General features: G+C 58.0%; 3 protein-coding genes. 1 reads left to right on the top strand and 2 read right to left on the bottom strand.

The window, feature by feature from the left end:
• Positions 1-501, top strand: a 501-nt coding sequence (locus AMM33_RS21010) for a transposase (protein WP_194945642.1), incomplete at its 5' end; no start/stop codon positions are given.
• Here AMM33_RS21010 and AMM33_RS21005 read toward each other — a convergent pair.
• On the bottom strand, positions 480-1,754 hold the full coding sequence (locus AMM33_RS21005; RefSeq protein WP_090143185.1) for a hypothetical protein: 1,275 nt from the start codon (positions 1,752-1,754) through the stop codon (positions 480-482). The two genes, AMM33_RS21010 and AMM33_RS21005, sit on opposite strands and share 22 nt — an antisense overlap.
• Positions 1,755-1,859: 105 nt before the next feature.
• Positions 1,860-2,279 (bottom strand): IS30 family transposase (locus tag AMM33_RS21000; RefSeq protein WP_194945641.1); only part of this gene is annotated, 420 nt, incomplete at its 5' end.

Below are 2,279 nucleotides of genomic sequence, written 5' to 3'. Positions count from 1 at the left end.
ACTGCAGTGGACAAGATGCGCCGGATCGAGCAGAAGACCGACAAGTCTCTCAAGGGCATGCGCTGGACTTTGCTCAAAGACACAGCCAAGCTCAAACCGGAGGCGGCAGCTGAACTGGATGCGTTGATGGCCAAGATGACCGTCAAACGCACGGCCAGGGCGTGGTCCTACAAAGAGCAGTTGCGTGAGATCCTTGATCGAAAGCAGATCAACGTTGTGCGAACCATGCTGGATCACTGGTGCACATGCGTGATGCGCTCCAAGGTCGAACCGATGAAGGACGTTGCCAAGATGATCCGCGCTCATATGGAAGGCATCGTGGCCTGGGCGCAGACACGCCAGACCAACGGATTCCTCGAAGCCATCAACGGTTTGTTCCAGGCATCCAAGCGTCGTGCGCGTGGGTTTACGCGAATCACAACGATCAAGACTGTCATCTTCTTGATCGCCGGGAGACTCGACTTCCACGCTATCAATCCTCATGCTGGGCAACCCACTTGAAATTCATCAGAGCCGCTTTTGTCATCCGTGCTTGGCTTTGCGGTGCCTTTACACCGCTTTTCGGCCTGCGCATTTAATGTTTGGAATATTCGTAGTGCTAAGCCATTCAGCGGCAGCACGTCATGCTCGAAATCATTTTTCAATTGCCCAGCTACCGGTAATGCCAAACTCATTGGTAGGCGTTGAAAGCTTCTTTCCGCCACCTGCGGCAAGCGGCTGGGTGTTTGCAGGATAACTTTGACGATGTCTTTGGCGCACAGAGAAAAATGCTGTGTGAGGGCGTTTTCTATCGGTAAGAAAAGGTCTTCTCGGTCACGCAGCAGGCGAGACAAGACGGTGAGCGCGTGGTGGCGTTGGGCTGGTGTTGCGGCCTTGCCCAGCACGGCATGCAACAACGCTTCACTGCCGCTGCCCAGCAATTGTTGCGCCACCAAGGCTTCGCCCAACAGGTCGGGGCGCAGGCCGCTGAGCCCTTGCGTGCCGGGGTAGAGCGCGGCCAAGGCGTTGAACAGGGGCTTGGGTGGGGCATCGCCCTCGGCGGTTTGCCAGAGTTTTTCTATATCTTGGGGTCTGGCGGCAGAGCCCACCAAGGTGACCAAGGCCATGAGCAACTCGCTGTCCTTTTCGACCGACTGGGCATCGCGGTAGCTGGGCGCTGCGCTGCGGGCTAACCTGTGCCAGTAACGTTTTTCGTGCCGCACCAAGGCCATGGGCAAGGCGTCGGCCGATTCGGTGCGCTCGCCCAACAAGGCCAGCAGCGCCGCCATGTGCAGAAACAGGGGTTTGTCGTAGGCGGGCGCTTGCAAGTCGGGCTGTACAGGGGGTGCTGGGCGCTGCAAAACACCGGCGAAAGTGGCCAGGGCTTGGGCGTAGGCGGTTTGGCGCAGCGCAGGGTCGGTATACAGGGCGGGAACAGGGTACGGGCCGGTGGTGGCGCGGCCTGTAAGAAGGGTTTCGCAGCGCCCGTTGATACCCGGCAAATGCCCCCACCATTCGCCACTGCTGCGGGCCAGCAGCAGTATGCGAACAGTTTGGGGTCTTGTCTGTGCCAATGACTGGGGCTGTGGTTGGGACAGCAGTTGGGACAAAAGTTCCAACAGCGTGGTAATGCGTGTCTCTGCGTAATCGAGCACGATCAGCGTTGGGCGGTTGGCTTGGGCCAGTTCGCGCACCAAGACGGCGCAGTCCTTAGGCCCCAAGGTGTTGCGTAAAAATCCGCTGTGCCAACCTGTAGCAGCCAGGCGCTGGCACATTTCAATGGCCAGCCGAGTTTTGCCAGTGCCGCCTTCGCCCGTGAGCAGGCGAACGCCAATGGGGTAGGGCGTGGTGGTGGCCCATTGCAGTTGGGTTTGGCGGATTCAAGTACGAGGTGCAACACGGTTTAACGAGGCGTGAAACACCTCGTGGGGTGTCTTGAATCCCAGCCGCTTTCTGGGGCGGTGATTCAATCTGTTTTCAATCATAGTCAACTCCTCATCGGTGACAGTTTCCATGCGCCGCTTCTTGGGAATGTATTGGCGCAGCAAACCATTGAAGTTCTCGTTGCTGCCGCGCTGCCAACTGCAATACGGATCGGCAAAGTAGGTCTGGATGCCAAGGGTCTGATCGATGGCCTGGTGATCCGCAAACTCCTTGCCGTTGTCCACCGTCAAAGTCTTCACCCGTGAGATCAGGGGCTTGAGTTTGGCTTCAATGGCCCGACCCACCAAATCAGCAGACTTGTTGGGCACTTTGGCCAGCACAGCAAAGCCACTCTTGCGTTCTACCAGTGTCACGAT

It is taken from the genome of Limnohabitans sp. DM1 (assembly GCF_001269385.1).
GTDB lineage: Bacteria > Pseudomonadota > Gammaproteobacteria > Burkholderiales > Burkholderiaceae_C > Limnohabitans_A.
Note: the sequence above shows the minus strand (reverse complement) of the source record. Positions and strands in the feature narration are given on the sequence as shown.

What these genes read in the sequence shown, in the direction of transcription:
- AMM33_RS21005 (WP_090143185.1), bottom strand. Translation starts at nt 1,754, where the DNA reads ATGTGCCAGCGCCTGGCTGCTACAGGTTGGCACAGCGGATTTTTACGC.